31 protein-coding genes are annotated in these 26,600 nt (G+C 73.8%); 13 read left to right on the top strand and 18 right to left on the bottom strand.

The window, feature by feature from the left end; translation table 11 throughout:
• The first annotated feature begins 18 nt into the window (after positions 1-18).
• Together AMK13_RS24715 and AMK13_RS43680 are read left to right on the top strand one after the other, a co-directional pair.
• Positions 19-885: a DUF3592 domain-containing protein gene (locus AMK13_RS24715; RefSeq protein WP_074004127.1), complete on the top strand. Its 867-nt coding sequence runs from the start codon at positions 19-21 to the stop codon at positions 883-885.
• A gap of 17 nt (positions 886-902) precedes the next feature.
• Positions 903-1,268, top strand: coding sequence for a hypothetical protein (locus AMK13_RS43680; RefSeq protein WP_074004126.1), 366 nt, complete (start codon positions 903-905; stop codon positions 1,266-1,268).
• On the opposite strand, the gene AMK13_RS24705 is transcribed toward AMK13_RS43680, so the two are convergent.
• The gene (locus AMK13_RS24705) at positions 1,255-1,638 is read right to left on the bottom strand and encodes a VOC family protein (protein ID WP_049651006.1); all 384 of its coding nucleotides are present in this window, start codon (positions 1,636-1,638) and stop codon (positions 1,255-1,257) included. The two genes, AMK13_RS43680 and AMK13_RS24705, sit on opposite strands and share 14 nt — an antisense overlap.
• 198 nt (positions 1,639-1,836) lie before the next feature.
• Here AMK13_RS24705 and AMK13_RS24700 point away from each other — a divergent pair, with 198 nt between their 5' ends.
• A complete protein-coding gene (locus AMK13_RS24700; RefSeq protein WP_074004125.1) occupies positions 1,837-2,178 on the top strand; it encodes a hypothetical protein in 342 nt (113 codons plus the stop codon).
• 109 nt (positions 2,179-2,287) lie between these two features.
• Here AMK13_RS24700 and AMK13_RS24695 read toward each other — a convergent pair whose 3' ends face one another.
• From AMK13_RS24695 to AMK13_RS24680, 4 genes are read right to left on the bottom strand one after another with little or no spacing between them, the layout of a single operon-like run.
• Complete coding sequence (locus tag AMK13_RS24695; protein ID WP_074004408.1) at positions 2,288-2,773, bottom strand: GNAT family N-acetyltransferase; 486 nt, start codon at positions 2,771-2,773, stop codon at positions 2,288-2,290.
• Positions 2,774-2,796: 23 nt separating this feature from the next.
• Positions 2,797-3,255 carry an arsenate reductase ArsC gene (locus AMK13_RS24690; protein WP_274538699.1) on the bottom strand — a complete coding sequence of 153 codons (459 nt, stop codon included), beginning with the start codon at positions 3,253-3,255 and terminating at the stop codon, positions 2,797-2,799.
• Complete coding sequence (gene arsB, locus AMK13_RS24685; RefSeq protein WP_074004123.1) at positions 3,248-4,348, bottom strand: ACR3 family arsenite efflux transporter; 1,101 nt, start codon at positions 4,346-4,348, stop codon at positions 3,248-3,250. The genes AMK13_RS24690 and arsB overlap by 8 nt, the downstream gene beginning before the upstream one ends.
• A complete protein-coding gene (locus AMK13_RS24680) occupies positions 4,345-4,746 on the bottom strand; it encodes an ArsR/SmtB family transcription factor (RefSeq protein WP_074004122.1) in 402 nt (133 codons plus the stop codon). Before AMK13_RS24680 ends, arsB begins: the two co-directional genes overlap by 4 nt.
• Before the next feature lie 88 nt (positions 4,747-4,834).
• Here AMK13_RS24680 and AMK13_RS24675 point away from each other — a divergent pair, with 88 nt between their 5' ends.
• The 4 genes from AMK13_RS24675 (at position 4,835) to AMK13_RS24660 (ending at position 7,619) form a co-directional block, all read left to right on the top strand.
• The gene (locus tag AMK13_RS24675) at positions 4,835-5,278 is read left to right on the top strand and encodes an ArsI/CadI family heavy metal resistance metalloenzyme (protein ID WP_074004121.1); all 444 of its coding nucleotides are present in this window, start codon (positions 4,835-4,837) and stop codon (positions 5,276-5,278) included.
• Positions 5,279-5,334: 56 nt separating this feature from the next.
• Positions 5,335-5,838: a hypothetical protein gene (locus AMK13_RS24670; protein WP_241853020.1), complete on the top strand. Its 504-nt coding sequence runs from the start codon at positions 5,335-5,337 to the stop codon at positions 5,836-5,838.
• Between the two features lie 113 nt (positions 5,839-5,951).
• Positions 5,952-6,614, top strand: coding sequence for a ferredoxin (locus tag AMK13_RS45120; RefSeq protein WP_241853019.1), 663 nt, complete (start codon positions 5,952-5,954; stop codon positions 6,612-6,614).
• A 162-nt stretch (positions 6,615-6,776) separates the two neighbouring features.
• Positions 6,777-7,619 (top strand): methyltransferase domain-containing protein, encoded by an 843-nt coding sequence (locus AMK13_RS24660; protein WP_074004119.1) that lies wholly within the window; start codon positions 6,777-6,779, stop codon positions 7,617-7,619.
• A gap of 36 nt (positions 7,620-7,655) precedes the next feature.
• Here the strand turns inward: AMK13_RS24660 and AMK13_RS24655 are convergent, their stop codons facing one another.
• Entirely contained in the window at positions 7,656-7,922 is a 267-nt protein-coding gene (locus AMK13_RS24655; protein ID WP_074004118.1) for a hypothetical protein, read from the bottom strand.
• Between the two features lie 228 nt (positions 7,923-8,150).
• Between AMK13_RS24655 and AMK13_RS24650 the strand changes: the two genes are divergently transcribed.
• Positions 8,151-9,113 carry a phosphatidylinositol-specific phospholipase C gene (locus AMK13_RS24650; RefSeq protein WP_074004117.1) on the top strand — a complete coding sequence of 321 codons (963 nt, stop codon included), beginning with the start codon at positions 8,151-8,153 and terminating at the stop codon, positions 9,111-9,113.
• A gap of 240 nt (positions 9,114-9,353) precedes the next feature.
• The gene (locus tag AMK13_RS24645) at positions 9,354-10,646 is read left to right on the top strand and encodes an alpha/beta hydrolase family protein (RefSeq protein WP_241853018.1); all 1,293 of its coding nucleotides are present in this window, start codon (positions 9,354-9,356) and stop codon (positions 10,644-10,646) included.
• A 57-nt stretch (positions 10,647-10,703) separates the two neighbouring features.
• Here AMK13_RS24645 and AMK13_RS24640 read toward each other — a convergent pair whose 3' ends face one another.
• The 7 genes from AMK13_RS24640 to AMK13_RS24610 all read right to left on the bottom strand — a co-directional run bounded on the left by AMK13_RS24640 (position 10,704) and on the right by AMK13_RS24610 (position 17,395).
• On the bottom strand, positions 10,704-10,952 hold the full coding sequence (locus AMK13_RS24640; RefSeq protein WP_143204622.1) for a hypothetical protein: 249 nt from the start codon (positions 10,950-10,952) through the stop codon (positions 10,704-10,706).
• 177 nt (positions 10,953-11,129) lie between these two features.
• Positions 11,130-11,618, bottom strand: coding sequence for a hypothetical protein (locus tag AMK13_RS24635; RefSeq protein WP_206745850.1), 489 nt, complete (start codon positions 11,616-11,618; stop codon positions 11,130-11,132).
• 399 nt (positions 11,619-12,017) lie between these two features.
• Positions 12,018-12,698 carry a hypothetical protein gene (locus AMK13_RS24630; protein ID WP_074004114.1) on the bottom strand — a complete coding sequence of 227 codons (681 nt, stop codon included), beginning with the start codon at positions 12,696-12,698 and terminating at the stop codon, positions 12,018-12,020.
• 368 nt (positions 12,699-13,066) lie between these two features.
• Positions 13,067-13,828: a sensor domain-containing protein gene (locus AMK13_RS24625; RefSeq protein WP_074004113.1), complete on the bottom strand. Its 762-nt coding sequence runs from the start codon at positions 13,826-13,828 to the stop codon at positions 13,067-13,069.
• 91 nt (positions 13,829-13,919) lie between these two features.
• Entirely contained in the window at positions 13,920-14,504 is a 585-nt protein-coding gene (locus AMK13_RS24620; RefSeq protein WP_074004112.1) for a PadR family transcriptional regulator, read from the bottom strand.
• 82 nt (positions 14,505-14,586) lie between these two features.
• Complete coding sequence (locus AMK13_RS24615; RefSeq protein WP_079272408.1) at positions 14,587-15,147, bottom strand: YcxB family protein; 561 nt, start codon at positions 15,145-15,147, stop codon at positions 14,587-14,589.
• Positions 15,148-15,352: 205 nt separating this feature from the next.
• On the bottom strand, positions 15,353-17,395 hold the full coding sequence (locus AMK13_RS24610; RefSeq protein WP_074004111.1) for an NADPH-dependent 2,4-dienoyl-CoA reductase: 2,043 nt from the start codon (positions 17,393-17,395) through the stop codon (positions 15,353-15,355).
• Positions 17,396-17,683: 288 nt separating this feature from the next.
• Here AMK13_RS24610 and AMK13_RS24605 point away from each other — a divergent pair, with 288 nt between their 5' ends.
• Positions 17,684-18,994 carry an FAD binding domain-containing protein gene (locus AMK13_RS24605; protein WP_074004110.1) on the top strand — a complete coding sequence of 437 codons (1,311 nt, stop codon included), beginning with the start codon at positions 17,684-17,686 and terminating at the stop codon, positions 18,992-18,994.
• A 77-nt stretch (positions 18,995-19,071) separates the two neighbouring features.
• On the opposite strand, the gene AMK13_RS24600 is transcribed toward AMK13_RS24605, so the two are convergent.
• A complete protein-coding gene (locus AMK13_RS24600) occupies positions 19,072-19,647 on the bottom strand; it encodes a TerD family protein (protein WP_049650185.1) in 576 nt (191 codons plus the stop codon).
• 148 nt (positions 19,648-19,795) lie between these two features.
• Complete coding sequence (locus AMK13_RS24595) at positions 19,796-20,212, bottom strand: hypothetical protein (protein WP_143204620.1); 417 nt, start codon at positions 20,210-20,212, stop codon at positions 19,796-19,798.
• Between the two features lie 128 nt (positions 20,213-20,340).
• Here AMK13_RS24595 and AMK13_RS24590 point away from each other — a divergent pair, with 128 nt between their 5' ends.
• Positions 20,341-20,643 carry a hypothetical protein gene (locus AMK13_RS24590; protein WP_074004108.1) on the top strand — a complete coding sequence of 101 codons (303 nt, stop codon included), beginning with the start codon at positions 20,341-20,343 and terminating at the stop codon, positions 20,641-20,643.
• A gap of 122 nt (positions 20,644-20,765) precedes the next feature.
• Here AMK13_RS24590 and AMK13_RS24585 read toward each other — a convergent pair whose 3' ends face one another.
• Both AMK13_RS24585 and AMK13_RS24580 read right to left on the bottom strand, forming a co-directional pair.
• Positions 20,766-22,433 carry a glycerol-3-phosphate dehydrogenase/oxidase gene (locus AMK13_RS24585; RefSeq protein WP_079272407.1) on the bottom strand — a complete coding sequence of 556 codons (1,668 nt, stop codon included), beginning with the start codon at positions 22,431-22,433 and terminating at the stop codon, positions 20,766-20,768.
• A complete protein-coding gene (locus AMK13_RS24580) occupies positions 22,430-23,059 on the bottom strand; it encodes a TetR/AcrR family transcriptional regulator (protein ID WP_079272406.1) in 630 nt (209 codons plus the stop codon). Before AMK13_RS24580 ends, AMK13_RS24585 begins: the two co-directional genes overlap by 4 nt.
• Before the next feature lie 74 nt (positions 23,060-23,133).
• Here AMK13_RS24580 and AMK13_RS24575 point away from each other — a divergent pair, with 74 nt between their 5' ends.
• Positions 23,134-24,702 (top strand): FAD-binding oxidoreductase, encoded by a 1,569-nt coding sequence (locus tag AMK13_RS24575; protein WP_074004107.1) that lies wholly within the window; start codon positions 23,134-23,136, stop codon positions 24,700-24,702.
• Positions 24,699-25,607: a diacylglycerol kinase gene (locus tag AMK13_RS24570; protein WP_198959428.1), complete on the top strand. Its 909-nt coding sequence runs from the start codon at positions 24,699-24,701 to the stop codon at positions 25,605-25,607. The genes AMK13_RS24575 and AMK13_RS24570 overlap by 4 nt, the downstream gene beginning before the upstream one ends.
• Before the next feature lie 54 nt (positions 25,608-25,661).
• Here the strand turns inward: AMK13_RS24570 and AMK13_RS24565 are convergent, their stop codons facing one another.
• A complete protein-coding gene (locus AMK13_RS24565) occupies positions 25,662-26,579 on the bottom strand; it encodes a DUF6891 domain-containing protein (RefSeq protein ID WP_074004401.1) in 918 nt (305 codons plus the stop codon).
• Positions 26,580-26,600: the final 21 nt, after the last annotated feature.

Below are 26,600 nucleotides of genomic sequence, written 5' to 3'. Positions count from 1 at the left end.
GACAGGAACGGGACGCAGATGAACTGGCACGGAGTTCTGGCGCTGTGGTGCGGGGCGTTCGGCCTCGTCGCGCTGGTCGGGTACGGGCGGTCGCTGGCCGGCCTGACCCGGGCGCAGCGGACGGTACGGGTGACGGGGCGGATCGAACGGGTGCGGGAGCCGCGGCACGGGAGCTCCCAGGAGGACGGGATCGCGGTGGTCGTCCGCTTCCGGGACCCTTCCACCGGCGAGGAGTTCGTCGTCACGAACGACACCGGGACCGGCGACCTGATCACCACGGCCTGGGTGGGCCGGGAGGTCGGAATCCGCTACCGACCGGGGAGACCGCACGCCTTCCGGTTCACCAACAGCCCCCAGGACGGCGGGCGCGGGCTCGGCCTGCCGAACTCCGCCGTCCTGCTGATCTACGTCGGGCTGGTGGTCGTCGCCTCGATCGACTGGGGCTGGCCGTGGGCCCTGGTCGCGGTCTGCGGGCCGCTCACCGTCCTCACCGCCTTCCACCTGCCCGGGGAGCGGCGGCGCATGAGGAAGCGTCTCGCCGAGCTGGACGCCATGGCGTCCGCGACGGGCCGCGTCATCGCCGTCCTCAGGACCGTCGAGACCGACGCGGACGGCGACCTCCGCACCAGCCGGACACCCGTCTACTCCTTCACCACCCCCGAGGGGACGGCCGTCACCGGCTACCAGCCCTCGTACCTGTCCGACACCACCGCCGTGTACGGCCAGGAGGTCGTGATCCACTACGCGCCCGACAACCCGGCCGACTTCACACCGGCCCTCGCCGCCACCCGGGGGTCCGTGGAGGCGAACCTCGGCTGCGCGGTCCTGGCCCTCGTCATCCTGGCCGCGGCGGCGGCCGCGGGAGCGGTCCTGCTCTCCCGGTAGCCCCCGGCACCCCGTCAGTGGGAAGTCGGCGCAACGGCGCGCCCGGGGCCCTGGTCTGGCTCGAACGGCACGGCGTCGACTTCACCGCCGTCCTCGCCCTGGCCGGGCTCGCCATGGCCTGCGCCCTCGCCTGGCCGTGGGGACGGCGCCTCCCGCGCGGGCCGCTGCTCGCCCTGGCCTGCGCGGGGACGCTGCTGGTCCCGTACGGCCTGCTCACCGCGCTGCTCGCCCTCACCGGGGACGGCGGCGGCGCGGCGGCGCCGATCACCGGGTGGGTCGCGCCGGCCGGGGTCGGGGCCTTCCTGGGGATCGGGACGGCCCTGGGCGTCGGGGCCTGGTCGCGGCTCCGGCCGCGGCGGCGCACGGGCGTCAGGGGTTCGTGACGGCCCGGTCGGAGTCGCTGCGCAGCACGCAGAACTCGTTGCCCTCGGGGTCGGAGAGGACGGCCCACCCCGAACCGTCGGGGTTCCGGTGGTCGCCGACGAAGGTGGCGCCGAGGCCGAGCAGCCGCTCCACCTCCTGGTCGCGCGAGGTCTCGGGCCGCAGGCACAGGTGGACCCGGTTCTTGACCGTCTTCGCCTCGGACACCTGGTTGAAGTACAGCACCGGCCCCTCCGCCAGCAGCACCTGCGTCTCCCGGTCCCCCGGCCGGCAGTCGGGGTCCAACGGCCGACCGGTCACACCACTCCAGAACCGCGCCAGCTCATAGGCGTCCGCACAGTCGATCGCCACGTTCTGCAACACCGAAACCATGCGCGCGAGTCTCCCCGATCCCCGCGCCGGACGCCACCGGGTCGCGCCCGCTCCCCGCACCCCCGCCGAGGGCGGGACCGGCCCGTGAGGAGCGGGCCCGCCGACGGCCCTGACCTGCGGCGATACGGCCCGGGTGCAGGCCCTCACGGACGTGCCTACGGTGGAGGGAGTAGCCCAGAGCATCCAGGAGGTTACGTTATGACTTCCGACAAGAAGCCCGTCCAGCTCACGGCACGCACGGTGAGCGGCCACGTGGTCGCCAACGCACCGATCAGCGGCGACTTCGAGGCCACGCTGACCGACACGGACGGCAAGCCGATCGTGGGGCGGCAGATCACCTTCTACAGCACCGCGAGCGGCCAGCGCGTCGGCTCCGCGACCACCGACCAGAGCGGGATCGCCAAGCTGAACTCCGGCTCCAAGATCCTCGATCCGGTCATCGTCGCCAGCACCCTCACCACCGGCTGCGAAGCACGGTTCGAGGGCGACGACGAGTACCAGGCGGCCTCCGCCCACGCCGGCACCGCGGTCGGCGTGTAGTCGGCGCCGTACCCGGACACGTGCGGAGTGGGAAGTCGGCCCGGCCGACTTCCCACTCCGCGCCACCGGGCGGACGGCGCTCCGGACGGCGATTCGGTCAGCGATGTGCTCAACCGACCGTAGGACTGCGGCGTTCGAGGAGGACCACGTCGCGCCACCGGCCGTCGCGCCGGCCGATGCGCTCCCGCGTCCCGACGACCCGGAACCCGGCCCTGGCGTGCAGGGCGAGACTGGCCGTGTTCTCCGGGAAGATCCCCGACTGGATCGTCCAGATCCCGGCCCGCTCGGTGGAGGCGATCAGCGCCTCCAGCAACGCGGCGCCCACGCCCCGCCCCCGCGCCTCCGGGTGGACGTAGACGGAGTGTTCGACCACACCCGCGTACGCGCACCGGTCCGACACCCGGGCCACTGCGGCCCAGCCGAGCACCCGGCCGTCCCCGTCTCCGTGTCCATCGAGGGCGACGAGGCGGTGCTCGGCCAGGCGCGCGGCGTCGAACGCCTCCCAGCTCGGCGCGGCGGTCTCGAAAGTGGCGTCGCCGCCGTCGATCCCGAACCGGTAGATCGCCAGGACCTGTTCGGCGTGCGCCGCCGTCATCGCGACGACGGCCACTCCCCCGTTCACGCCCCCGCCCCCACGCCCAGTTCGGCGAGCAGACCGCGGACGCGCCGCTCGATCTCGTCGCGGATCGGGCGCACGGCGTCGACGCCCTGGCCGGCCGGGTCCGCCAACTGCCAGTCCAGGTAGCGCTTTCCGGAGAAGTACGGGCAGGCGTCGCCGCAGCCCATGGTGATCACCACGTCCGAGGCCCGGACCGCCTCGACGGTGAGGACCTTGGGCGTCTCGGCGGAGAGGTCGATCCCCACCTCGGCCATCGCCCGGACCACGGCCGGGTTGACGGTGTCGGCGGGCGCGGAGCCGGCCGACCTGACCTCGACCCGGTCGCCGCCGAGGTGGCTCAGGAAGGCGGCGGCCATCTGGGAACGGCCGGCGTTGTGCACGCAGACGAACAGCACGGACGGCTTGGACGGCCCGGACGGCAACACGGCTGCGGGCACGGGCGGCTGAGGCTCAGACACGGGCGGACCCTTCGACGGCGGTGGCGGGCTGGGGGAAGTAGCGGCGGGCGGCGAGGGCCACGTGGACGAGACCGATGAGCACCGGCACCTCGATCAGCGGCCCGACGACTCCGGCGAGGGCCTGGCCGCTGGTGGCGCCGAAGGTGGCGATGGCGACGGCGATGGCCAGTTCGAAGTTGTTGCCCGCGGCGGTGAACGCCAGGGTGGTGGCGCGCGGGTGGTCCAGGCCCACCGCGCGGCCCAGCGCCAGGGAACCGGCCCACATGACGGCGAAGTACACCAGCAGCGGCAGCGCGATCCGGGCGACGTCGAGGGGCTGCGAGGTGATCGCACGGCCCTGGAGCGCGAACAGGACGACGATCGTGAACAACAGCCCGTACAGCGCGAACGGGCCGATCCGCGGCAGCAGCCCGGTCTCGTACCAGGTGCGGCCGCGGGCCTTCTCGCCCAGGCGGCGGGTGAGGTAGCCGGCGGCGAGCGGGATGCCGAGGAAGATCAGCACGCTGCGGGCGATCTCCCAGGCCGACACGTCGAGCGCCGCCTGTTCCAGGCCGAGCCACCCGGGCAGCACGGACAGGTAGAACCAGCCCAGCGCGCCGAACGCGACCACCTGGAAGACGGAGTTCAGGGCGACGAGCACGGCGGCGGCCTCCCGGTCGCCGCAGGCCAGGTCGTTCCAGATGATCACCATGGCGATGCAGCGGGCGAGGCCGACGATGATCAGCCCGGTGCGGTACTCCGGCAGGTCGGGCAGCAGCAGCCAGGCGAGGGCGAACATCACGGCGGGCCCGACCAGCCAGTTGAGCACCAGGGAGGGGATCAGCAGGCGGCGGTTCCGGGTGACGGTGTCGAGCCGGTCGTAGCGGACCTTGGCGAGCACCGGGTACATCATCACCAGCAGGCCGAGCGCGATCGGCAGCGAGACGCCGGTGACGGTCACCTTCGCGAGCGCGTCGCCCAGGCCCGGGACGAGCCGGCCGAGGCCGATGCCGATGGCCATCGCGGCGAGGATCCAGAGCGCGAGGTAGCGGTCGACGAACGACAGCCGGCCGGCGACGGGGGCGGGGGCGGGCGCCCCGGTTGCGGCGCTCACTCGGCGGCTCCGAACGGCACCGAGCCCGGTTCGAGCGGCGCCGGGCGGGTGAGGACGCCCGCGAGGCGGTCGGTGGTCGCGGGGACCAGCCGGTAGTACACCCAGGTGCCCCGGCGCTCGGAGTCGATCAGCCCGGCCTGCCGCAGCAGCTTCAGGTGGTGGGAGATCGTCGGCTGGGACAGGTCGAAGGCCGGGGTCAGGTCGCAGACGCACACCTCGCCGCCGGCGCCGGAGGCGATCATCGACAGCAGCCGCAGCCGCACCGGATCGCCCAGGGCCTTGAACAGCGGCGCCAGTTCGGCGGCCTGCCCTTCGTCCAGCGGGGCGCTCAGCAGCCCGGGGCAGCAGCCGTCCGCGCCGTCGTCCTGGCCCAGCACTCGGAGTTCCTGTTTCGACATGCTTCTATATTGACGAACGCCGATCCAGTCCGCAAGCTTGCATCGACGGATATCGATCCAGGCTCGATCCAGCCTGTTGGAGGCCACCATGTCCCGTGTCCAGCTCGCCCTGCGCGTCGCCGACCTCGAAGGCTCCATCGCCTTCTACGCCAAGCTCTTCGGCACCGAGCCCGCCAAGCGCCGCCCCGGCTACGCGAACTTCGCCATCACCGAGCCCCCGCTGAAGCTCGTCCTCATCGAGGGCGAGCCGGGCGAGGACACCCGCCTGGACCACCTCGGCGTCGAGGTCGCCTCCACCGAGCAGGTCACCGCCGTCACCACCCGCCTCCGGGACGCCGGCCTCGCCGCCTTCGAGGAGAACGACACCTCCTGCTGCTACGCCGTCCAGGACAAGGTCTGGGTGACCGCCCCCGGCAAGGAGCCCTGGGAGGTCTACGTGGTCAAGGCCGACGCCGACACCCTCGGCAAGAGCGCCGCCGGCGCCCCCGAGGCCTGCTGCACGGGCACCGCCACCGGCGAGCCGTCCGCCTGAGCCGACGTGCGCGGGAAGTCGGCCCGGCCGACTTCCCGCGCACCGGGCCTGATTGGATGACGACCATGAACAGCGGCGGTCACCAGGAATCAGGCCTCTCGAAAAGCGTCTGGAGCGACGCCGACTTCGAGGAGATGGGCTGGCACGACGCCACCGTCCACGGCCTGTACGTGCAGCAGACCGACGACTTCCTGCCGCGCCTCCTCCTCGACCTCGACTACATCGTCCAGTGGGTCCACCCCGTCCGGCCCGCGCGGAACTTCTCCTTCTGGGTCGCCCCCGCGACCCTCGCCTTCGAAGAGGTCTGGGACCTCCAGGGCGACTTCGGCTTCGAGGGCATGGCCCCGGAGCTGGAGATCGCCGACCTACACCGGCTGGCACCGGACGACGACAAGCAGGACTCGCCGCACTGGCACATCGAGGGCCACTCCTTCGACCTGAAGTTCCGCGCCTCCGGCTTCCGCCAGTACATCCGCGAGACCCCGCGGCTCACCTCGGCCCCGGTCCTGTCCGGCGCCGAGCGCGGCGGCTGCCGCTTCACCGAGGCCGGCTTCGCCTGAGCGGTTCCGAGGGCCCGCGAGCCCGCTCAGGCAACGCCCCGTCCACGGGCCGGCACTCCCCCGCCCCCCGGGCGAACGACGCGCGCCCAAAGGCAGGTCCTAGGCTGGGCCGCATGGGAAAGACGCAGGTGGGCGGGGTGATCGGCCGGTGGATCCGGTCGCTGAACCGGGGGCAGGAGCTCTCGCACGAGGCGGCGCTGCGGCAGGCCGCAGCCCGGATGCGCGGGCGGCTGCTCCTCCACCCGGTGGAGGGGCCGTGGCAGGAGCTCGCCTACTGGGACCCGCTGCCGACCGCCCGGGAGCTGACCGACTCGGTGGGCTACGGCCGCTGGGAGCAGCGCGGCAGGCTGAACGTGCCCGGCCCGTTCTACGCCGGCGAGACCGACAGCGGGCTGAACGGCCCGTACTACCTCCCCGAGCACGTGCTCTCCGACGACAGGCACTGCGAGTTCGTCCACCGCCAGCCCGTCAACCCGCGTGAAGTGGCCGCCCTGGTCGAGATCGCCCACGACGAGCCCCTGGGCGGCTACGCCTGGGACGGCGACCTGCACTGGACCCCGCAGGCGGTACGCGACTGGTGGGCCCGCCGGGACGAGGTCCGCGCCTGGATCGCCGACGAACTGCGGCTGGGCGACGACAGCCGGAACGAACCGGACGCCCTGTGCCAGTACGCCGCCCACCTCGACGACGGGCTGGAGGCCTACCTGCGCGGCTACCTGTTCTGGCTCACCGAGCACCGCGAACCCCGCGCCGGCGAGGCACTGCCGGAACTCTGACCCTCGGCGGCGGGCGCGAGGAGCGGGAAGTCGGCCGGACCCGCCATACCAGGGCCCCTGCCGGTCGGCAGGGGGCGGACCGCCGTCCCGGACGAGCCGTGCCGCGAGGAGCGCGGACGGGATGTCGCTGATGGACCGTCATGTCCGTTTAGGGTGGCGCCCATGACCGACCCGCACCCCACCTCGGCCTTCCACGCCGCCAACGCCGACCCCGCAGACACCGACCGCTTGGTCGCCGCGCTGGACGCGCAGGCCGCCAACCCCGGGGTACGGCGCCTGCGCGCGTGGGCGCACGAGCGGCTCGCCGTACGCCCTGGCGAGCGCGCGCTGGACGTCGGCGCCGGCACCGGTTCGGAGACCCGGGTGCTCGCGGCGGCGGTCAGCCCGGAGGGCGGTGCGGCCGGCGGCAGCACGGGAAGCGCGATCGGCGTCGAACCGCACCCCGGTCTGCGGGCCGTCGCCGAGCGGCGCGCCGCCGAGGCCGGCAGCCCGGCCCGCTTCCTGGACGGCGACGCGCAGGCGCTGCCGCTGCCCGACGGCGAGCTGGACGCGGTCTGGTGCGAGCGCGTTCTCCAGCACCTCACCGACCCGGCGAAGGCCGTCACCGAGATGGCCCGGGTGCTGCGCCCGGGCGGCCGGGTCGCGCTGCTGGACACCGACTGGTCGACCTTCGTGCTGCACCCGGTGGCCCCGGACGTCCGTCCCGCGCTGGCCGCCGTCGTCCAGGGCGCCGCCGCCCAGCCGGAGGCCGGGCGCAGCCTCGCGGGCTGGCTGGTCGAGGCCGGGCTGACCGTCGACACCCTCGGCGCCGACGTCCTCCTGCACGACCCCCACACGGTCGGCGGACCGATCCTCCGCGGTCTCGGCGCGGCGGCCGTCGGCCGGGGCCTGCTCACCGAGGAGCAGCGCGACCGGCTCTACGCCGACCTCGACGCGGCCGCCGGGCACGGGGCGTTCCACCTGTCGGTGACGATGTTCGCCGCGATCGCCCACCGGCCCCGCTGACCGGCCGCTCGAACGTTCTCCTGATCCTCAGGACTCTCAGAGCCGGTGCAGCGCCGCCTCGCAGAGCCGGCACCGCTGCTGCTCCAGCTCGGGCGGGTACCACGGCTCGCCCGGCCGGGCGGGGCGGTAGTGGGCGTGCTCCATCGGCGCGGTGTCCAGCCCGCAGAGGGTGCGCGCCTGCGGGTCCTCCGGGACGTCCGGGTCCTGGCCGGCGGCGTGCACCGCGACCATGCCCGGCCCGACGCCCTCGGGGCCGAGGGCCTGGTCCGGAGCCAGTTCGAAGAGGACGACGATCGCAGCCACGGTCCCACCGTGGCGGGCGGCGGCCGTCCGCGCATTTCGATCTTCACCCCGCCGGGGCCGTCCGGCCCCGGATTGCCGGCGTCGTGAACCTGCCAAAGCAGTGGCCCCGTGCTCCAAGATGACAAGCGCACCACTCGCACGCCTCGCACGACTCGTACGACCGACCGGACCGACCCCGGATCAACCCCGGATCGACCCCGGACCGACTGGACCCCAAGGAGCCGCACCATGGGCATCGCACGTCGTGAACTCCTCAGCTGGGGCGCGGGATTCGGCGCCGCCGCCCTCGGAGGCCTCGCCCTCCCGGGCAGCGCCTCGGCCTCCCCCTCCGCCGCCGCCTCGACCACCCCGCGCGGGCTGCCGACCGACAGCTGGATGAGCCGCCTGAACGGCAGCACCTCCCTCCTGGACCTCACCATCCCCGGCACCCACGACTCCTGCTGCGAGAACCCCGCCTACGGCACCGAGTGGTCGCACACCCAGAACTGGGGCCTCCCCCAGCAGTTGACCGAGGGCGTCCGCTTCCTCGACATCCGCTGCAACGGCCTCCAGGGCGCGCCCGACGAACTCGGGATCTACCACTCGGACAACTACCAGCACCTCCGGCTCCAGGACGTGCTCGACCAGTGCCGCTCCTTCCTCCGCTCGCACCCCGGCGAGACCGTCCTGATGCGCCTGCGCAACGAGCGCGCCGGCGGCCAGGCGCTCGACGACACCGAGTTCATGCGGCGGATCAACCACTACCTCGACGGGCTCGGCTACCGCGGCCTGTTCCACTTCTACGGCTGGCCGACCCTCGCCACCGCCCGGGGGAAGGTCGTCCTGATCGCCGACTTCACCAACCCGTGGGGCCTGATCGACTGGTCCAGCGGCGAGAACGGCTACTTCGACACCCAGGACCTCTGGCAGACCGGCGGCACCGACCCCCTGGGGACCAAGGGCCAGCGCATCGTCGCCCAGTTCGACAAGGCCTTCCTCAACCCGGGCTACTCGAAGATGTTCGTCAACTTCCTTTCGTACGCCGGTGGTTACTGGCCCAAGACCAGCTCTCAGACCTTGATGGACCGCAGCATCTACCCGTACCTGAACGCCCGCACCCAGCAGCGCGCCCGGTTCGGCATCGTGCCGATGGACTTCCCGGACTTCCACGTCAACGTGCTGCAGATGCTGATCGACAAGAACTTCGTCTAGGCACATCGGCAACGGCGCCATCCCTCTCGGCACCATCCGCCTCGGCCCCCTCGACCCCCTCCCGCACCCGAGGGGGCCGAGACGTCGACCGCACGCCCTCGGGGCCGCCCTTCGCGAGACCCCGCGCACGCCCGTTCCGCATCAGCCCGGGGATGTAAACCCGTGGGCCAATGCCAGGTGACAGATCATCAATCCGCAGGCCGATGCCGCCCCCGCGCCCCACGTGACAGCGTTCCGCGCATGGACACCACGCCGATGGACACGACGCCGACGGGCACCACGCCGATGGACAGCACGCCGACCGCCCGCCCCACCGGACCGAGCCGCCGCCGCATGCTCGGCGCCGCCCTCGCACTGGGCGCCGTCGCGCCGCTGGGCCTCGCCCACGCCGCCTCGGCCGCCCCCGCCTCCACCCCCGCTTCCTCCACGGGCACCGGCCCCGGCTCCCCCGGCCGCCTCACCCTGCCCGCGCCCACCGGCCCCTTCCCCGTGGGCATGGTGCCGCTGCACCTGCGCGACGAGGCCAGGCTCGACCCGAACGCCCGGCCCGGAAAGTTCCGCGAGCTGATGGCCACCGTCTGGTACCCGGCCCGGGCCGCGGCCGCCGACGCGTACCCGCTCGCCCCCTGGATGACCGACGGCGCCCTGAAGGCCTTCCTCGACGACGCCGGCTTCCCCCTCCCCCTCTCACTCGCACCGCTCACCGCCGGCCACCAGGGCGCCCCCGTCCACCGGGCCGGGCGGCCGCTGCCCGTCATCGTCTACTCGCACGGCGCGGGCAGCCACCGCGCCGACCACACCATCGTGGTCCAGGAGTTGGCCAGCCACGGCTTCGCCGTCGTCACCGTCGACCACACCCACGACGGATTCACCGAGTTCCCCGACGGCACCGTCGTCACCCGGGACGGCGTCGCCCCGGGGCTGGCCCCCAAGGACTACGCCGCCGACCTGCTCTTCCTCCTCGACCGCGTCGTCGACCTCGCCAACGGCCGCAACCCCGACGTCGACGGCCGCACCCTGCCGACCGGCCTGCTCGGCAACCTGGACGCGCGGAACATGGGCGCCTTCGGCTGGTCCAAGGGCGGCACCGCCGTCGGCCTCGCCATGGTCGCCGACCAGCGCATCCGCGCCGGGCTCACCCTGGACGGGCGGATGGAGTCGAACCCCGCCATCACCACCGACATCGACCGGCCGTTCATGATGATGACCGCCCGCTACACCCGGGCCACCAGCCCGTTCATCGAGACCTTCTGGGGCCACCTGCGCGGCTGGCGCCTCGACGTCCAGGCCACCGGCGCCATCCACAGCTCCTACGGCGACAACATGACGCTGATCCCGCAGGCGGGCAAGCTGCTCGGCATGACCGAGCAGGAGATCCAGTCCCAGGTCGGCACCCTCGACCCCGACCGCGGCGTCCTCGTCCAACAGGCCTACCCGCGTGCCTTCTTCGACCTCCACCTGCGGGGCCGGCACTGCGGCAACCTGCTCGACGGACCGTCGACGGCCTTCCCGGAGGTCGTCTACCACCCGTAGGCCCGTACGACGGGCGGCCGTCACGGGGGTACGGCCGCCCGCAAGGCCCGCAGACGCTCAACTCCCCTCCCTGATCTTCGGATTGAACGCGCAGAAGTAGACCCGGCCAGTCTGCTTGTCGAAGGAGAAGCTCCCCGAGTACTGGGTCCGGGTGACCGACTCGTCGAAGGCCCTGCTGTGGAGCCACCTGGTCGGGTCACCCACCTCGGCGGCGATCTCCTCCGGGACACCGCAACCGATGGAGACCTCCTCCCACGTCCCGTTCGCCGTGATCTCCGCCAGCATCGCCGACTCGACCTGTGCCACCCCTTGCACACTCACGTCGGTCGGCCCGGGAACCCACGTCACGGAGTTCTGCGTCAGCACCCGACCGACCCACATCGCCGCCGACAGCGAACCCAGCTGCGGGAAACGGCGCATCAGCAGTTCGGCGTCGGCCAGGCAGAATCCGCCCGTGCAGCGGGCCCGAGGGCGGCCGGCCCCTCAGCACTGCACGACACGGCCTTTCTCGAAGCCGAGGTCGAGACGATCCTCGTCCGGCTTCCCGTCCCGCTGGACGGACACCCGGTACTCCCCCTGGAGATTCCTCGGGATCGAGGCGGTGTAGACGGTGCGCCGGGCCCCGGCCAGGTCGACCGCGTACACCTGACGGACCGGGAACTCCCTTCCCTGGCACGACAGACGGTCGATCGTCTCACCGCTGGCCATCACCCGCACCACCCACCACGCCTCCCCGTCGCGTTCGCGCAGCCCCGGGTCCACGAAGACGCCGACGCCGGGAACCCGCCGCCCGGAGGTCTCCTCCACCGTCTCGCACCAACCCGCCATGACGCTCTCCGACGCGGCGCACAGACCCCCGGTCCGCTCCGCCTGCCAGATCAGCTCCGGCCCGTACCCGCCGTCGTACTCGACCAGCGTGAACCGATCACCTGCCGGCGCCGTCCCGTTCTCCTTCGCCGTCCGCAGGATCACCTGCTTCGAGCTCTCCGCAAACACCGGCCGGACCACGGGCGCCGACGTGACACCCTTGCCCGCCACCCCTCCGGCCCCACCCCCGCTGCACGCACTGGCAGCACACACCAAACCCACGAGAACAGCGCTCACCCTCATGGAACGTCCCACCACGTGACTCATCCCCCCGTGCGCATTGCTCAAGCCTTCGCCATGGCACCGCCGACCGGACGGCCCCAGTCTTCTCGGCCTGCCGGATCAGCGCCGGGCGAACTACGCTCTGACGATCAGCAGGAGGCCCGCCAGCAGGACCACCCCCTCCCGCGACTTCGGGAAGCCCCTCACAGCACGGTCACCTGTTCCTCCCCCGGCGGCCCGGGCCGCCGCCTCACCCGCCGTGCACCGCCCTCGCCCGCCCGGTCAGCACCGCGCCGGGCCGGCGACCCGATCCATGTTGAGCGTCACGCGGTCCTCGGCCGGCTGCCCGTCCCGTCGGACGGCCACCCGGTACTCGCCCTGGAGTCCGCGCGGTATCGACACCGTGTAGACGGTGTGGAGCACGCCGTCGACCGTGACCTCGTACGCCCGCCGCGCCGGAAAGCTCCGCCCCTGGCACATGACCCGATCGACCGTCTCACCGCTGGACAACAGCATGACCGACCACTTCCCCTCGTAGTAGGCGGCGCCGATGAAGATTCCGACGCCCGGGTTCGGCCTCGCGGCGATGTCCGCCAGCGGAACACAGGGACCCGAGCCACGCGACGATCCCGAACAGACCGCGCCGGTCCCCTTCGCCCGCCAGATCAGCCCCGGGCCGTACCCGCTGTCGTACCGGACCACCGTGGCCTCGCCACCGGCCGGAGCCCAGCCGTTCTCCTCGGCCGATCGCAGGATCCGCCGCCTCTCGACCTCCGAGAGCGTCGCCCCTTCCTCACCGAGCGGCCACGCGACCTCGGCCGCCACCCCACCGGACACGGCGCCCGCCGACGCCCCGCCGTGCCCACCGGACGCCCCGGTGCACGCACTGGCGCCACACAACAACCCCACCAGCACCATCCGGAACACCACCGAACGTCCCACCACGCGAATCGCCTCCCCCACCGAAGACCGGTCTCCTGCTCATCCCTCTGCGTACGTCAGGCTGCCCGTTCCGTTCTTCCTGCAGGTAGATCTGGCAGCCATGCCCTCTGTCGTAGTTCCGCAAGGTCACGAGAACCCCCACCCCGGCATCATCGACGCTCCCAGTCTTCCAGGTCCCTTGGTCCTCGCCGAGCGGTCCGGCGCCCGCCGCGGGCTCCTTGAAACAAGGGGACCAGGAACAACAGAGCGACGAGGGCCTTCACAGGAGCTCCCGGACAACCAAAACGTGACTCCCCGTCCGGTCGCCGTCAGGCCACCACCGCGGCCCCTCGCCGAGCGCCTCGTGCGTTCGGTGGGGGGCCGCGGTGGTGTTCGGAGGGCGAGGAGGGTCAGACGCGGCGGCCCTCGGTGGGGGTGGTGGGGACGGCCGTGGGGCCGGTGGTGCTGCCGGCCTTGGCGCCGAGGGCGCGTTCGACCTTGGCGACGGCGGTGCGGTACTCCATGGAGGCGGCCTGTTCGTTGCTGCCCTGGCGTTCGAAGTAGCCGAAGGCCATGGCCACCGTGCCGAAGCGTTCGATGCCGACGTAGCCGTTGAGTCGGACGCCGGCCAGGGTGCCGTCGAGGTGGACGGCGGGGGCGTCCTTGCGGTCGCCGAGGGTGACCGGGCTGACGGTGAAGGTCACGGTGTCGCTGGGGCCGGCGTTGAAGGTGATGGTGTGGCAGGTCTTCAGGGCGTCGGCGGCGGAGTTGAAGTCGGTGGCGAGTTGGTCGGACGGCTCGGCCGCGAGGGCCTGGGTGACCATCGGGTTGCCGTTCGGGCCGTCGAGTTCGGTCTCGGCGCGCGGGATCGCCGCGCCCGGCCGGGTGACGTACATGTTGATCAGGGCGCTGAGCGCGTCGCATCCGGTCACCGGGTTCGACGGGCTCGCGCTGGGGCTCGCGCCGGCGCTGGGGCTGGGGCTCTGGGTCGCCGGGGGCTCGGTCCAGCCGGGGCCGAGGTCGGCCGCGGTCAGCAGGGCCGACTTCAGCTGGTCGGCGGAGGGCAGTGGCTGGGCGGTTGCGGCGGACGCCGGGAGGGCGGCCGGGCCCAGGGCGACCGCCACGACGACGGCCGCGGCGGTGAGGGCGTGGAAGGGCCTGGTCAGAGACATACGGGTCCCCCGGTCGAGAGTTCGGGAAGGGACAGGCCACCAGTGTCCCACCGGGGGCTGGGCCGGGCGCGCGGGCGGGGATCGGCGCAGGTCAGGGCCGGTCGGAGGCCGCGGAAGCGTCGGAGGGGCGGGCCGGGCGGGAGGGCTCGGCCGGCAGGGTGTCGAGGGTCTCGGCGAGCCACTGCACCCAGAAGCTCTCCAGTCCGATGCCGGCCCGCAGCACCGCGTGCTGGAGCCGGTTCTCCTCGTCCGCCCGCTCGACCGGGAAGTCGCGCCGCTCGATCTCCCGGTAATCGGCCAACTGCTCGCGGTGCAGGGCGAGATGGCGTTCCAGCTCGGCCGTCAGGCCGTCCGTGCCGACCACCGCGGCCGCCCGCAGCCGCAGCAGCAGGGGCTCCCGGACGGCGCGCGGCGCGGCGCCCTCGGCGGTCCAGCGGGCCAGTTCGGCGCGGCCCTCCGGGAGCACCTCGTACTCCTTCTTCTGCCCGCGCACCGGTGCCTCCGGCCGGAGGGCCCGGATCTGTCCGGAGGCCTCCAGCCGGCCCAGTTCGCGGTAGATCTGCTGGTGGGTGGCGGGCCAGAAGAAGCCGATCGACCGGTCGAACCGCCTGGTCAGCTCCAGCCCCGAGGACGGTTTCTCCAGCAGGGCGGTGAGGATGGCGTGCGGCAGCGACATGCCGTCGATCGTACGGGGAGCGGGCAGGGGACGAACGGGGCGAAGGCGGGATACGGACTGCGGGCTGCGGGACGGGCCGGGCTCAGCCCCGGGTGGGCGCGGGGGCGTGCCGGTCGAGCACGGCGCGCAGCCGGTCGGGGTCGGCGGTGCCGCGCTTGGGCAGGACGGCCAGGCAGGAGTTGTTCTTGTCGTTGCTCAGCAGGACGAACAGCCCCGGGGTCTCCACGTGGTGCGGGACCGCCTGCCAGGTCAGGGTGCTGGTGGAGTGGCGGTTGGTGATGGTCACGCCGGACGCTGCCACGGTGGCGGTGAACTCGCCCTTGTCGGCGGTCAACTTGTGGAACTGGCCGGCCTGCAGCCGGGGCAGCCAGAGGAGCAGGGCCAGCGCGGCGAGCACCATGAACACCGGCGGGAAGCCGATGCCCTTGCCGGTGGAGAGGTCGAGCGCGGCGATGAGCGGGCCGCAGACGACGAGCAGGTACAGGAACGCCCGCTGGCGCCGGCCCGCGCGCGTCGCCCGGGACCGGGCGGCCAGGGCCTCCCGGAAGTCCGCCACCGTGGGCGTGTACGCCAACTCGATCCGCTCGTCCGCCGCCGGCTCGTCCGCCATCGGCGCGTACGCCGTCTCGCCCTGCTCGTCCATCGGCCTGCTCTCCCCTGTGATCCGCTCCACGCCCCGCGCGCCGTGATCCGCGCTGCGACCTGCGGATACTAGCAACGGCCCCCGGGCGGACGGCGAGTGGTTTTCGGTCGGCGCCCCCGCTCGCGGCGGGGGCGCCGACCGTACGGGACGCGGGGGCACCGACCGTACGGGACGCGGGGACGCCGACCGTACGGAACGCGAGGGCTCAGAGCGCCGCGGCGAGCTCGGTGCCCTGCTTGATGGCGCGCTTGGCGTCCAGTTCGGCGGCCACGTCGGCGCCGCCGATCAGGTGCACCGGCAGGCCGCGCTCGCGCAGCGCCTCGTACAGGTCGCGGCGCGGCTCCTGGCCGGTGCAGAGCACGACGGTGTCCACGGGCAGCAGTTGGCGCTCGCCGTCCACCGTGATGTGCAGACCGGCGTCGTCGATCAGGTCGTAGGTGACGCCGGGGACCATCACCACGCCGCGGTGCTTGAGCTCGGTGCGGTGGATCCAGCCGGTGGTCTTGCCGAGGCCAGCGCCGACCTTGGTGGTCCTGCGCTGGAGCAGGTGGACGCTGCGCGGGGGCTTCGGCCGCTCCGGGGCGCGCAGGCCGCCGCGCTCGCGGTACTCCGGGTCGATGCCCCACTTCGCCTGGAACACCGGCGGGTTGAGGCTCGCCGCGTCGCCCGGGTCGGTGAGGAACTCGGCCACGTCGAAGCCGATTCCGCCGGCGCCGAGGATGGCGACCCGCTCGCCGACCGGCGCGCCGTCGCGCAGCACGTCGAGGTAGCCGAGCACGCTGGGGTGGTCGATTCCCGGGATGTCGGCGGGAGTTCGCGGGGTGACGCCGGTGGCGAGGACGAGCTCGTCGTGGCCCTGCCCGGCCAGCTGCTCGGCGGTGACGGTCGCGCCGAGCCGCAGCGTGACGCCCAACTCGGCCAGCCGGGTGCGGAAGTAGCGCAGCGTCTCGTCGAACTCCTCCTTGCCGGGGATGCGCCGGGCGATGTTCAGCTGCCCGCCGATCGCCTCGGCGGCGTCGTACAGGGTGACGTCGTGGCCGCGCTCGGCGGCGGAGACGGCGAAGGCGAGGCCGGCCGGGCCCGCCCCGACGACGCCGATCCGCTTGCGCGACTTCGTTGCCCCGAGGACGAGTTCGGTCTCGTGGCAGGCGCGCGGGTTGACCAGGCAGGAGGTGATCTGGAGGTTGAAGGTGTGGTCGAGGCAGGCCTGGTTGCAGCCGATGCAGGTGTTGATGGCCTCGGCGCGGTCGTCCCGGGCCTTGGCGACGAAGTCGGCGTCGGCGAGCAGCGGGCGGGCCATCGAGACCAGGTCCGCGCTGCCCTCGGCGAGCAACTGCTCGGCGATCTCGGGGGTGTTGATGCGGTTGGTGGTGACCAGCGGGATGCCGACCTTGCCCATCACCTTCTTCGTCACCCAGCCGAAGGCGCCGCGCGGCACCGAGGTGGCGATGGTGGGGATGCGGGCCTCGTGCCAGCCGATGCCGGTGTTGATGATGGTCGCCCCGGCGGCCTCGACGGCCTGGGCGAGCCGCACGACCTCGTCGAGGGTGGAGCCGCCGGGCACCAGGTCGAGCATGGAGAGGCGGTAGACGATGATGAAGTCCTCGCCGACCCGCTCGCGGACCCGGCGGACGATCTCCACCGGGAAGCGCATCCGCCGCTCGTACGTGCCGCCCCACTCGTCCTCGCGGTGATTGGTCGCGGCGACGATGAACTCGTTGACCAGGTAGCCCTCGGAGCCCATGATCTCGACGCCGTCGTACCCGGCGCGGCGGGCGAGTTCGGCGCAGCGGGCGAAGTCCTCGATGGTCTGCTCGACCTGCTCGGCGGTGAGCGCGTTGGGCGTGAAGGGGCTGATCGGGGCCTGGATCGCGCTGGGGGCGACCAGGTCGCGGTGGTAGGCGTAGCGGCCGAAGTGCAGGATCTGGAGGGCGATCCTGCCGCCGGCGGCGTGCACCGCGTCGGTGACCACGCGGTGCCGGTCGGCCTCCTCCTCGGTGGTCAGCATCGCGCCGCCCTCCCAGGGGCGCCCGGCCTCGTTGGGGGCGATGCCGCCGGTGACGATCAGGCCGACGCCGCCGCGGGCCCGCTCGGCGTAGAAGGCGGCCATCCGCTCGTAGCCGCCGGGGGCCTCCTCCAGGCCGACGTGCATCGAGCCCATGATCACGCGGTTGGGCAGGGTGGTGAAGCCGAGGTCGAGCGGGCTGAGCAGGTGCGGGTAGCGGTTGCTGCCGGGGTGGGCGCTCATCGACGTCTCCTGGGGCGCGGGCGGGAAGTGGACCGGGGAGTGGACCGGGGCGTTGTGGACCGGGGGCGTTTGTTACCGCAGGGTAGGGGACGGGCGGCGGGGTATGCAACTAGTTGCATAAGGCTCTCCCGGGTCGCCGGAAGGGCCCTCCGGATGGCTCGAACACGGCGCCGGGGACCGGCCGGACGCGTATCGTCGTGTCCCGGACATCGTGGGGGCGTCGCGGGGGGACATCGCATCGCGGGGACGCCGCGGACTCGAAGCTCGGGACTCAGGAGAGGAGCGACCGTGCGCGGTGGCTCGGTGGCCGTGGTCGGGGGCAGCATCGCCGGGAGCGCCTTCGCCGGCGCGGCCGCCCGGCTCGGCGCGGAACGGGTGGTGGTGCTGGAACGCAGCCCCGGGCACCTGGAGGACCGCGGCGTGGGGCTGTGCACCCACAACGACCGCTTCGACGAACTGGTCCGGGCCGGACACCTCGACGCGGACACCCGCCGCCACCGCCTCACCGTCCGCCGCTGGGTCGCCCGGGGCGCGGCCGGCGAGGGCGACGGGCCGGACGGCTGCGGGCGACTGCTCTGGGCCCAGCCCTTCCCGTTCCACTCGCACCACTGGGGCGTGCTCTGGCAGGCCCTGCGTGAACGGATGCCCGAGCAGGTCGAGTTCCGGCTGGGTGCCACCGTGACGGCCGTCGGCAACGAGCCGGGCGGGGACGAACCGGACGGCGGCGGGTCGGAGGGCCCCCAGGCTGAGGCTGACGGCCCCCGGGCCGAGGCCGACGGCGCCTGGGTCGAGACGGACGGCGGCCGCGAGACGTACGACCTGGTGATCGGCGCCGACGGCTACCGCTCGGTGGTCCGCGAGGCCGTCTGCCCGCAGGCCGAGCCCGAGTACGCCGGGTACGTGTGCTGGCGAGGCAGCTACGACGACGCCCTGCTGGCCGAGCTGCCCGGCGGCGCGGCGCCCTGGCCGGAGGAGCAGTGCATCACCGCCTGCTACCCCGGCGGCCAGGTGGTGATCTACCGCATCCCCGGGGTCGCGCCCGGCCGCACCCAGGTGAACTGGGTCTTCTACGCCCCCACCCCCGCCTGGCTGCGCCTGGACGGCCCGACCAGCATCCCGGCGGGCAGCCTCACCGACCCGCAGGTGGACGAGCTGCGCCGGCTCGCCGAGCGGTACCTGCCGCCGTACTGGGCCGGCCTGGTCACCCTGACCCCGCGCGAACGGACCTTCCTCCAGCCGGTCTACGACCTGGCGGCCCCGGCCCGGACGGCCGGACGGCTGCTGATCGGCGGGGACGCGGCCACCGTGGTGCGCCCGCACAACACCAGCGGCGCGGTGAAGGCGATCCAGGACGCCCACGCCTTCGAGCTGGCGGGGCGGGAGGCCGGCTCCTGGGCGGCTCTGCTGGCCGCCTACGACCGCGAACGGACGGCGGCCGGGCGGGAGTTGGTGGAACTGGGCCGCACCCTGGGCCGGGCCCAGGTCACCGCGGCGCCGGACTGGTCGGGGATGGACGAGCCGGCCATGACCGCCTGGTGGCACCACCAGTTCACCGGCGGCGGGGGCTTCGGCGGCCACGCGCTCGGCCGTACCGACTGAGCGCGTGGCCGTGACTGCCGAACCCCGGTCGACCCGCTTCGGGCGAACGGGCGTTGACCGCTACCGACGGACGACGGTCAGACGTTGACGCCGTAGTCGGTCGCGATGCCGCGCAGGCCGGAGGCGTAGCCCTGGCCGATGGCGCGGAACTTCCACTCGTTGCCGTTGCGGTACAGCTCGCCGAAGACCATCGCGGTCTCGGTCGAGGCGTCCTCGGTCAGGTCGTAGCGCGCGATCTCCAGGCCGTTGGCCTGGTTGACGATCCGGATGAACGCGTTGCGCACCTGGCCGAAGTTCTGCAGCCGGGCGTCGGCGTCGTAGATCGACACCGGGAAGACCACCTTGGCCACGTCGGCCGGGACGCGGTCCAGGTCGACCTTGATCTGCTCGTCGTCCCCGTCTCCGCCGCCGGTCAGGTTGTCGCCGCTGTGCTCGACCGAACCCTCGGGGCTGCGGAGGTTGTTGAAGAAGACGAAGTGCTGGTCCGAGACCACCTTGCCCAGCGCGTTGCACAGCAGCGCACTGGCGTCCAGGTCGTAGTCGGCCCCGGTGGTGGTGCGCACGTCCCAGCCGAGACCGACGATCACGGCGCTCAGACCGGGCGCCTCCTTGCTCAGCGAGACGTTGCCGCCCTTGGCCAGCGAAACTCCCACAATGCCCTCCTCTGATCTCTCCCTGTGGACGAATCTACAACACTGTAGAGATCACGAGAATCCGTCTGCAGGCGGGCCCACCCCGGGAATTTCTCCGGGTCGCACACGGGAACCGTGCCCGGGAACCGCCGCCGGCCCGGTCAGGGCGTCACCGCACGGCGTCGATCTCGATCCGCAGCGCACCGTTCTCGGCCGTCGCCCTGCGGCCCCAGCCCAGCAGCAGGCCCAGCACCTCGCGCTCGGCGGCCGGGAGCCGGGCCAGGTCCACCTGCTCGATCTCCCGGACCAGCGCGGCCATCGACGGCTGCCGGATCCGGCTGCTGAAGTCGAGGTCCGGCTCGTGGCGGGCGAGGGTGGGCAGGGTCCGCGCACCCAGACGGCGCAGGACGGCCCGCAGGGCGCCGCCGTCGACCCAGGCCTCCAGCCGCCCGGGCTGCGGCGCCGGGCCGACCCCGCGCCCCGTCCTCGCCTTGACCGGCACCCGGTACAGGCCGAGGACGTACTCGTCCTCGGCCACCTCCTCGTCCGGCCCGTACGGCCGCAGGCCGCCCGCTGTGCTCCGCATGCCGAGCACCCTAGCGACCTCCCGCCCTAGACTGGCAGTGGATTTCCCCTCGTCCGCTCTTCCCCCGTTCCCCCTCGTCGGCTCGCCGCCGTCTCCCCTCGTCGCAGGCCCGGTCGCCGGAGGTCCCGATGCGCCAGCGGTACAGCTTCCACCTCGACCAGGGCGGGCACTCGGTGACCGTCAACGTCCGGTCCGGCTGGATCACCGAGACCGAGCTGCTGGTCGACGGCAAGGAGTGCGACTTCCACCGCGTCCACGGGCACGGCGACTATCCGCTGACCCTCACCGCCCAGGTCGCCGAGGAGCCGCCGACGCCGCCGAGGCCGCTCGCGGTGCGGCTGGACCGCACCGGCCGGGCCGAGCACCCGCTCTCCTGCGTCCTGGAACTGTCCGGCGCCGAGCACCCGATGCCCGAGCGCACGGCGCGCTGATTCCGCCTCCTCCGCACGGCCGCACCCATCCACGGCTGCCGCGCCAAGGCGTGGAGCCGCAGGAACGGAGCGGACACGTGCCGGTACGGCGCTCAGCCGGGCCGGCCCCACGCGCTGCCGCGCTACCGCGCCTCCTCGACGATCTCCTCGACCGCCTTCCTTGCCCGCTCGGCGTCCTCCGCGACCAGCCCGATCCTGGTGCGGCGGTCGAGCACGTCGGCCGCGTCCAGCGCGCCCTCGTGGCTGACGGCGTAGGCGATCTCGGCGCGGGTCACGTCCAGGTCCTCGGCGATCGGCGTCAACTCTCCGGCCGCCAGCACCTCGTGGGCCGCGCCGCCGTGGCGGGCAAGCAGTGAGGCGGGCACCCGCCCGGCGGTTCCGTCCCCGACGCCTGCCTCCCCGACGACCACGTCCCCGGCGGGCAGCGGGCGGCTGTCCCCGTGGCCGGGGGCGCCGACCAGCGGCAGCCGGGCCGTCCAGCAGGCGCGGGCGGGCAGGCCGCGCAGCCGGACGGCGGTGTCCACCGCGTCCTCGGCCATCCGGCGGTAGGTGGTGAGCTTGCCGCCGACCACGGTGATCACCCCGGACGGGCTCTCCAGCACCGCGTGCTCGCGGGAGATGTCGGCGGTGCTGCCGTCCCCGGTGTCGATCAGCGGGCGCAGCCCGGCGTAGGCGCCGATCACGTCCGCCCTGGTCAGGGCGGTGGCGAGCGCGGCGTTGACGGTGTCGAGGAGGAAGGAGAGCTCGGCCTCGGTGGGCTGCGGCTCGTCCGGGATCGGGCCCGGGGCGTCCTCGTCGGTCAGGCCGATCGCGACCCGGCCGAGCTGCTGCGGGAGGGCGAAGACGAAGCGGCTGGTGGAGCCGGGCACCGGCACGGTGAGGGCGGCGGTCGGGTTGCCGAGGGCCTTCGCGTCCACCAGCAGGTGGGTGCCCCGGCTGGGCCGGAGCCGGATCGAGGTGTCCACCTCGCCCGCCCAGACGCCGGTGGCGTTGACCACCGCGCCGGCCCGGACGGTGAGTTCCCGCCCGGTCAGGGTGTCGACCAGCCGGGCCGAGGTGCCGGTGACCTGCTCGGCGCGCACCCTGGTCAGCACGCTGGCACCGTACTGCGCGGCGGTCCGGGCCAGTGCGACCACCAGCCGGGCGTCGTCCACGAGTTGGCCGTCGTGGGCGACCAGCGCGCCGCGCAGCCCGTCCGTCCGCACGCCCGGCACCAGCCGGCGGGTCCGGTCGGCGTCGATCCGGCGCACCCGGGGCAGCAGCGCGCCCGGGGTGCCGGCCGTCAGGCGCAGCGCGTCCCCGGCGTGGAAGCCGGTACGGATCAGCGCGGCCTGGCCGGGGCGCAGCAGGTCCGGGAGCAGCGGCACCAGTTGGGGCAGTGCGCGGATCAGGTGCGGGGCGGTGCGGGTCATCAGCACGCCGCGCTCCACCGCGCTCTCCCGGGCCACCTTGATCCGCCCGGAGGCGAGGTAGCGCAGGCCGCCGTGCACCAGCTTGGAACTCCAGCGGCTCGTCCCGAAGGCGAGGTCCCGGGCCTCGACCAGCACCGTGCGCAGGCCGCGCGAGGCCGCGTCCAGGGCCACTCCGGCGCCGGTGACGCCGCCGCCGATGACCAGGAGGTCGATCCGGGCGTCGTCGCCGAGCGCCTCCAGCTCCGCCGCCCTTCGGACGGCGTTGAGCAGGGTGGTCCCGGCGTGCGGACCGGTGTACGGGCCCGCGTGCGAACCGGAGGACGGACCGGCGTGCGCGCTGGAGTGCGGACCGGTGTGCGGGCCTGCGGTGGGGGTCATGGCGCGAGGTATCCGTTCAGTGCTCTGGCCAGTTCGCGCCGCCAGGCCGCCTCGGGCAGCAGGGAGGCGACCATGCGGTGCGACTGGACGGTGGACTGGGCTGTCAGCAGGACCATGGCGGCCAGTTCGAGCGGCTCGCCCTCCCGGATCGAGCCGTGTGCCTGGCCCTGCTCGATGCCGGTGCGCAGTGCCTCCAGCAGGCCGCGCTGGCTGGCGCCGAGCCGCTCGACGACGTACTCGAGCAGCAGGTCGGAGTCGTCGGAGCGCAGCAGCGCGCCGATCACCGGGTGGTCGCGCAGCCGGACGGCGATCTCCACGGTCCGTTCGACGAAGGCCTCCCGGTCCCGGCCGGTCGGCACGGCGGCCTCCAGGGTGGCCAGGATCTCCCGGGTGAGCAGCGCGCCGATCACCGCCCGGACGTCCGGCCAGCGGCGGTAGACGGTCGGCCGGCTGACCCCGGCACGGCGGGCGATCTCGGCGAGCTGGGTGCGGCGCACGCCGAGATGGACCATCAGGTCGGCGGCGGCGTCCAGGATCGCGTCGTCGGTGCTGCGGGCCCCCGGGACCTGGCCGGTGCCCCCGTGGGTCTGGCCCGGCGTCTCGGGCTCGTCGTTACTACTTGACATGATGTGTGAAACTGTAACGCATGGCACCTGAGACGCAAGCGGGACCGGCCGGCGCCGCACTTCCGCTCCCCCCGATGAAGTGGGACGCCTGGGGCGACCCGGCCCTGGCCAAGGAGCTGTCCGCCGACATCAAGGGACTGCTCGCCGCCGCCCTCGGCGTCACCGGCGACGCCGCTCCCGGGCCGAGCGCCGACGAGGTCGTCCTGCACCCGTCCCGGCTCTCCGCCGAGGACCTCGACGCGCTGGCCGGCGCGGTCGGCAAGGAGCACGTCAGCGCCGCCGACGCCGACCGGCTGCCGCGCGCCGGCGGCAAGTCCACCCCGGACCTGCTGCGCCGCCGCAGCCGCGAGGCGCAGGACGCCCCCGACGCCGTCGTGCTGCCCGGCAGCGAGCAGGAGGTCGCCGCCGTCCTCGCGGTGTGCGCCGAACGCCGCATCGCCGTCGTCCCGTTCGGCGGCGGCACCAGCGTGGTCGGCGGCCTCGACCCCGAGCGCGGCGGCCTCGCCGCCGTCGTCTCCCTCGACCTGCGCCGCTTCGACCGGCTGCTCGACCTGGACGAGACCTCCGGCGAGGCCGTCCTCGGCGCCGGCCTCACCGGCCCGGCCGCGGAGGAGCTGCTCGCCGAGCGCGGCTGGGAGCTCGGCCACTACCCGCAGAGCTTCCGCTACGCCACCATCGGCGGCTTCGCGGCCACCCGCTCCTCCGGCCAGGACTCGGCCGGGTACGGGCGCTTCGACGAGATGGTGCGCGGGCTGCGCGTCATCACCCCGGCCGGGGTGCTCGACCTCGGCCGCGCCCCCGCCTCCGCCGCCGGCCCCGACCTGCGCCAGCTCTTCCTCGGCTCCGAGGGCACCCTCGGCGTGATCACCGCCGTCCGGCTGCGCGTCCACCCGCTGCCCGCCGTCAAGGCGTACGAGGCGTGGAGCTTCCCCGACTTCGCCACCGGCACGGCCGCGCTGCGCGCCGTCGAGCAGCAGGGCACCGGCCCGACCGTGATCCGGCTCTCCGACGAGGCCGAGACCATGATCAACCTGGCCATGACCGAGCAGATCGGCGGCGCCCCGGCGGTCAGCGGCTGCCTGGCCGTCACCGTCTTCGAGGGCGGCGCCACCCAGGTCGCCGCCCGGCAGCAGCTCACCCGCGACGCCCTGCTCGCCGCCGGCGGCACCTCGCTCGGCGAGGGCCCCGCCCGGGCCTGGGAGCACGGCCGGTTCAGCGCCCCCTACCTGCGCGACTCGCTGCTCGCCGCGGGCGCGCTGTGCGAGACCCTGGAGACCGCGGCCTCCTGGAGCCGGCTGCCGGCCCTGCGGGCCGCCGTCACCGAGGCGCTCACCGGCGCCCTGCCCGGCTCCCTGGTGCTCTGCCACGTCTCGCACGTCTACCCGACCGGCGCCTCGCTCTACTTCACCGTCGTCGCCGCCCTCGGCGAGGACCCGCTCACCCGCTGGGGCGCCGCCAAGCGCGCCGCCGGGGACGCCATCCTCCGCACCGGCGGCACCATCAGCCACCACCACGCCGTCGGCGCCGACCACCGGCCCTGGATGACCGAGGAGATCGGCGACCTCGGCGTGCGCATCCTGCGCGCCGTCAAGGCCGAACTCGACCCGGCGGGCATCCTCAACCCGGGCAAGCTGATCCCGTGAACGACGTGAGAACCGTCCGCAGGGTCGCCGTTCTCACCAACCCGGCGGCGGGCATCGGCCACGCCGAGCCCGCCGCCCACCGGGCCACCGCCCGGCTGCGGGCCCTCGGCGTCGACGTCGAACCGCGGGCCGGGCGCTCCCCCGAGGACGCCGTCCGGCTCGCCCGCGAGGCGGCGGCCGACGGCGTGGACGCGGTGGCCGTGGTCGGCGGCGACGGCATGATCAACCTCGCCCTCCAGGCCCTGGCCGGCACGCCCGTCCCGCTCGGCGTGATACCGGCCGGCACCGGCAACGACCACGCCCGCGAGTACGGCCTGCCGCTCGGCGCCCCCGAGGCCGCCGCCGACGTCATCGCCGCCGGGCGCACCCGCGGCGTCGACCTCGGCCGGATCACCGGCCCGGACGGCGCGGTGCGCTGGTACGGCTCCGTCCTCGCCACCGGCTTCGACTCCCTGGTCAGCGACCGCGCGAACCGGCTGCGCTGGCCGCGCGGCCGGATGCGCTACAACCTCGCCATCGCCGCCGAGTTCGCCAACCTCCGCCCGCTGCCGTTCCGCATCACCCTCGCCGACGGCACCGTCATCGAACGCGACCTCACCCTGGCCGCCGTCGGCAACACCCGCAGCTACGGCGGCGGCATGCTGATGTGCCCCGCCGCCCTGCCCGACGACGGACTGCTCGACCTCACCCTCGTCGACGCCATGCCCCGGCTGCGCATCGCCCGCTTCTTCCCCACGCTCTTCAAGGGCACCCACATCACCTACCCGGAGGTCACCACGCTGCGCACCGAAGCCCTGCGGATCGAGTCCCCCGGCATCACCGCCTACGCCGACGGCGAGTTCATCGCCGCGCTCCCGGTGGACGTCGCGGTGGTACCGGACGCCCTGCGGGTGCTGGTGCCGTGAGGGGCTGACGCCGCCGTCCGGCCGTCGGGGTGCCGCCGGACCGCGGTGCCGGTCTCACCCCGCCAGGCGGCGGCGCCACAGCAGCGGGCGTATCTCGACGGCCTGGGACGGGTCGCCGTTCCAGACCGTCGGCAGGCCGGCCTCCGCCAGGGCGGCGACCACCTCCTTCCCGACCGCGGCGGTGGCCGCCGGGGAGCCGTCGAAGCCGCCGTACAGCAGGGACAGTCCGTGGCCGAGGGCGGCGGATTCGGTGCCCTGGGCGTGGAAGTAGACGAAGCCGCGGGCGTCGGCCTCGCCGGCCCCGGCGATCTCGGCGTCGCCGCAGGAGCGGCAGCAGCCGAAGTCCTCCCGGGCCGTGATGCCGCCCGCCTCCAGGGCGGCGAAGGCCTGGGCCAGGCGCTCCGGATCCGTCTCGCCGATCCAGCCGGTCTGCTCGCCGACCCGTTCCAGCCAGAGCCGGTCGGCGAGTTGCTCGGCCTGGGGGCGCGAGAGCGGGCGGCGGTCGCCCGCGACCAGGTGCTCCTCGGCCTGCTCGGCGAGCCGGGCGCGGTCGGTGTAGCCGCAGGCCAGCGTCAGCCGCAGCCGGTCCTCCAACTCCCGCCGCTCGCCCGCCTCCAGGTCGATCGGCGGCACCGGCGCCGGCGCCGGGCCCAGGTCGAGCGGCTGCCAGTCCAGCCCCTCGTCCCAGCCCGCCGCACCGCGCGCCCAGCCCGTCATCGCCGCGACCACCGGCTCGGGCCCGGCCAGCCGCACCTCGAAGTGCCGCTCGGCGGAGCCGTCCCGGTGCTCCAGCGTGTACTCCTCGCCGTCGGCGTGCCACACCTGCACGTACACGTCCGGCAGGTCCGGTATCCGCTCCACGACGAGGAAGCGGTCGTCCGGCGCACCGATGCGCCGGACCATCCCCGCGAGGTCGTCCGCGGACACCCTCAGGTGCCGCGTCTCGTTCGTCTGCACCGTGATCGCCAGCATGACGTCACCGTTGCACACGGC

The organism is Streptomyces sp. CB02056, assembly GCF_001905545.1.
GTDB lineage: Bacteria > Actinomycetota > Actinomycetes > Streptomycetales > Streptomycetaceae > Kitasatospora.
The sequence above is the reverse complement of the archived record's forward strand: the minus strand, read 5'-3'. Positions and strand labels throughout refer to the sequence as shown.